The 4,479-nt window shown below is 54.8% G+C and carries 4 protein-coding genes; 3 read left to right on the plus strand and 1 reads right to left on the minus strand.

The genetic code is table 11. The features are described from left to right. The 3 genes from AC2VLY_RS15785 to AC2VLY_RS15795 all read left to right on the plus strand — a co-directional run. Positions 1-2,084 (plus strand): primosomal protein N' (locus AC2VLY_RS15785; protein WP_486922612.1); only part of this gene is annotated, 2,084 nt, incomplete at its 5' end. An 84-nt stretch (positions 2,085-2,168) separates the two neighbouring features. Then, the gene (locus tag AC2VLY_RS15790) at positions 2,169-3,557 is read left to right on the plus strand and encodes a sigma-54 dependent transcriptional regulator (protein WP_193650945.1); all 1,389 of its coding nucleotides are present in this window, start codon (positions 2,169-2,171) and stop codon (positions 3,555-3,557) included. Positions 3,558-3,662: 105 nt separating this feature from the next. Beyond that, positions 3,663-3,866, plus strand: coding sequence for a cold-shock protein (locus AC2VLY_RS15795; RefSeq protein ID WP_009564993.1), 204 nt, complete (start codon positions 3,663-3,665; stop codon positions 3,864-3,866). 52 nt (positions 3,867-3,918) lie between these two features. On the opposite strand, the gene AC2VLY_RS15800 is transcribed toward AC2VLY_RS15795, so the two are convergent. Beyond that, the coding region (locus AC2VLY_RS15800) for a DbpA RNA binding domain-containing protein (protein ID WP_486922613.1) at positions 3,919-4,479 on the minus strand (561 nt) is incomplete at its 5' end.

Consider the following 4,479-nt stretch of genomic DNA (forward strand, 5'->3'; position numbering starts at 1 on the left):
CGGAAAACCCGGAACGCCTGCCTCCCGGCGTACGCCTGCGTGTCCCTTTTGGTCAAAAAAGCCGTATTGGTATTCTGGTGGGATATGACCACTGTCCGCCGGAAATCACCCTGAAACCCATCGAGGCTGTACTCGATACGCGGCCCCTGCTTCCAGAATCCCTGCAGCAGCTTCTGAATTTTGGTGCGCATTATTACCAGCATCCTCTGGGCGATGTCTGGGCTGCCGCCCTCCCGGCGCTACTCCGTCAGGGTCGGCCTTTGCCAAGGCCTGCAGCACAGGCTTATCAACTCACCCAGCCTGAACAGATGCCTGCCCGTCCCGGCAAACTGCAGGAAGCCCTGATAACCCTGCTCAGCACCTCTAACCCTACCGTCGAAACAGAAGTACCATCACGTTTACGTACGGTCCTTCGCCAGGCGCTTCACAACGGCTGGGTGAAAGCCCTCAACCTTCCCGCTCCCGGAGTAACTGCACAACCGGTCCCCTACCCTCTGAATGAAGAACAGCGCATTGCCATCACTCAATTACGGATTACCCAAGGCTTTACATGCTGGCTGCTGGATGGCGTTACCGGAAGCGGCAAAACCGAAGTCTACTTCGAAACAATCCGTCCCCATCTGGAAGCCGGTCGGCAGGTGCTTATTCTCGTCCCGGAAATCGGTCTTACCCCACAGCTGCTGGCACGCTGCCAGGCCCGCTTCGGCAAGGCAGCGGTCGCCGCACTGCATTCCGCCCAGACCGACACCGAACGTTTGCGCATCTGGGCATTGGCGGCCATGGGGCATATTCAACTGCTCATCGGCACCCGCTCCACTCTTTTTGTGCCCATGCCGCAGCTGGCCTGTATTGTCATTGATGAAGAACATGATCCCTCTTTCAAGCAACACCGGGGCTGGCACTATTCCGCCAGGGACATGGCCATTCAGCGGGCCAAACTGGAGAATATTCCGGTCATTCTCGGTTCGGCCACGCCCTCTCTGGAAAGTCTCTACAATGTCCAGCAGGGACGTTATCAAAGTCTGCAATTACGGCAACGCGCCACCAACGCGCCCCTGCCGGGCATCACGATTGTTGCCCTTCGTCGCCAATATCTTCAGGGGGGGCTCTCCAGTGATCTTCTGAACGCCTGCTCAGAAACGCTCGCGGCGGGAAATCAGGTCTTGCTGTTTCTGAACCGGCGGGGTTATGCACCCGCCGTACTCTGCCATGATTGTGGCCATGTCCTGCACTGCCCACGCTGTAGTGCCGCCCTCACCTGGCACCGCCACCAGCAACGCCTGCGCTGTCATCACTGCGGATACGAGTCACGCTGGCCTGAAGACTGTCCGGAATGCCACAGTACTGCGCTGATCACTGCCGGACAGGGAACCGAGCAACTGGAAGAAGTCCTGCGCCAACGCTTTCCCGCAACGCCGGTCTGGCGGATTGATCGGGATGCATTACCAGGACGGGAGGCTTTTTCCGCCGTACTGGAGCAAATCCATCAGAATCAACCCGCTATCCTGGTTGGCACGCAAATGCTCGCCAAGGGCCATCATTTTCCAGCCGTCACCCTGGTCGGCATCGTCAACACTGATCAGGGCCTGTTCAGTGCCGATTTTCGGGCTCCCGAGCGCTTGCTGCAGATGGTTCTGCAAGTGGCGGGACGGGCAGGTCGCGAAGATCGACCCGGACGAGTCCTTCTGCAAACCCATCTGCCCCATCATCCCCTGATCCAGAAACTCAGTGAAGGAGACTATCAGCAAGCCGCCCGGTTACTTCTGGAAGAACGTCTGCAAGCAAGCCTTCCTCCCGGCACAGCCCTGACGCTTATGTGTGCTGAAGCCCATCAACGGGCAGCCATTCAGGCCTTCCTGGAAGCGGCAAAAGCCTGCGCTCCCGATTTGCTGGAAATCAGCGGACCGCAGCCTGCGCTTCTGGAAAGACGGGCCGGTTTTGAGCGTGCTGAATTATGGATAGAGGCGCCCACACGCCAGATCATGCAGAAGTCCCTTAAAATCTGGTTACCCTGCTGTCAGCAGCTGCCAGAAGCCCGTAGGGTGCGCTGGTTTGTCGATGTCGACCCGCAATTCATGCTTTGATTCCGGCGTGATTGGTAAAAACTACTATATATTGGGTATGCGTGAAATTTATGCGACACTCGTAACAAATTCGAAGGAGTACACATGCCCAAAAATGCCAAGCTCAAACTCTCCGATCCGTCAATAGAACGCAGTGTGTTGTATGTTGGTGAAAAAGACATCATTGCTGCCTCTACAGGAATCTTGAAAGAAGAAGGCTGGGATATCATTTTTGCAACCTCTTTAGCAGAGGCTCCCCAATACGCCAGCAAAAGCGGCGCGCTGGTTGGTGTAGTCGGCTTCAGCCAGAAAGAGTTCGTGGATCATGCGCATCGCGTCGAACTGATGCTAGCCCAGTCAACCCAGTTAAAATGGATTGCCCTGATCCCCCCCAACGCCGCTGACCAACCGGCTTTCCGCCAGTTGATTGGTAGCGCATTTTATGATTATCACACCTTGCCTTTAGATGCCCTGCGTCTGTCCATTACCTTGGGACACGCATTTGGCATGGCAGAAATGACTGCCGATACCTTTCAGGGCGGACAGTGGGATCTTCATCATCATCCCGAAAGCCAGATGGTTGGCGCCAGTGACCAGATGCAGAAAATCTATCAGGAAATTCGCAAAGTCGCTGGTGTAGAAGCGCCCGTTCTCATCACGGGCGAAAGCGGGACGGGCAAAGAACTGACAGCTCAAGCCATTCATGAAAGGTCCACGCGTAAAGAAGGGCCCTTTATAGCCGTCAATTGTGGTGCTCTTCCTGCCAACCTGATTCAATCAGAATTATTCGGGCATGAAAAAGGTTCTTTTACCGGTGCCCATGAACGCAAAATCGGACGCATTGAGTCTGCCACTGACGGAACCCTTTTTCTGGACGAAATTGGCGACTTGCCGATGGACCTGCAAACCAATCTGCTGCGTTTTTTACAGGAAAAAACCATTCACCGCGTTGGTGGCCGTCAGGATATAGAAGTCAATGTCCGCGTGCTCGCTGCCACCCATATCAACCTGGAAGCAGCCATCAAGGAAGGTCGTTTCCGTCAGGACCTTTACTACCGCTTGAATGTGTTGCAGATAAAAATGCCGCCTTTGCGTGATCGTGTGGGTGACATTCCCTTGTTGGCGCAATATATATTCACGCGCTTTTCGGATGAAAAAGCGCATCGAGTCAAAGGATTCAGCGAAGAAGCACTCCATGCCATGAATCATTATGACTGGCCGGGCAATATCCGAGAACTCATCAATCGTGTCCGTCGAGCCATGGTCATGTGTGAAAAATTCCTGATTTCACCGGTTGATTTAGGTCTGGAGCGGCGCACCAATTCACGCATGCAGGTTACCCTGAATGAAGCCCGTGACGGTGCCGAAGCCAGCAGTATTCGTGGAGCACTGGCACAAAGTCGCGGCAGCGTCAGTATGGCTGCCCGCCAGCTGGGCATTTCGCGGGTGTCTTTATATCGCCTGATGGAAAAACACGGCATTTCCAAAAGCTGAATATACGCTAACAGGCTGATCAGCATAGCAACTTGCGCAGGGGCAGGTATATGCTATTCTTGAAAGTAGCCGGTTGGGCTATTTTTGATTATTTTGGGGTGTGAAATGGCGGTTGGTACAGTGAAGTGGTTCAATGACAGTAAGGGATTTGGTTTCATTACACCTGAAGATGGTAAGGAAGACGTGTTTGTGCACCATTCCGCCATTGAAGGTACGGGTTTCAAAACCCTGGCTGAAGGTGAAAGGGTCAACTTTGAAGTCACTCGTGGACCCAAAGGTCTGCAGGCCGAAAAGGTCCGCCGGGCTTAATTAGGGCTCAGCGTTAAAACCGGATGTTTCGCGCATCCGGTTTTTATGTTTTCTAACTCTCTCTCGTTGGCTTTTTGCGCTTGCCAGCCGTGCTACCACGCGGTTTACCCTCACCTTTCGATGGCCTGGTAGTTGCCGACAAAATCTTTCTGGATGGTTTCGCGTCTCCTCCGGTACGCGCACGTGGTGCTGAAGACCGACGGGGTGCTCCCGATTTTTCGCTTCCAGCTTCTTGTGGGGCAATTTGTAACGGCCGTCCCGCCACCCAGACTTTCTGCAAATGCTGCAAGGCGGCCGCAGGAAGATCCGCCGGTAACTCTACCGTACTGTACTCGCCGTGGATTTCCACCTTGCGGATATTGCGACTGGGAATCCCTGCCTCATTGGCAATAGCGCCGACAATATTTTTGATCTGGGCGCCGTGATCTTCGCCGACATCCAGACGGAAGCGCCGCATCGGCTGATCATCAGCAAGGGGTTTGCGGGGTGTGCGGTTGGCACCGCGATCACTGCGCACTGGCCTTTCGTCATCGCCGCCCCGCCGTGAAGAACCTGACCGCCCCGATCCTGAGGACTCAGTACGCATGGGCCGGGTGGGTTCTTCAACAGGCAC

Source organism: Acidithiobacillus sp. TH-A36 (assembly GCF_057473445.1).

What these genes read in the sequence shown, in the direction of transcription:
- AC2VLY_RS15795 (WP_009564993.1), top strand. Translation starts at nt 3,663, where the DNA reads ATGGCGGTTGGTACAGTGAAGTGGTTCAATGACAGTAAGGGATTTGGT.
- AC2VLY_RS15790 (WP_193650945.1), top strand. Translation starts at nt 2,169, where the DNA reads ATGCCCAAAAATGCCAAGCTCAAACTCTCCGATCCGTCAATAGAACGC.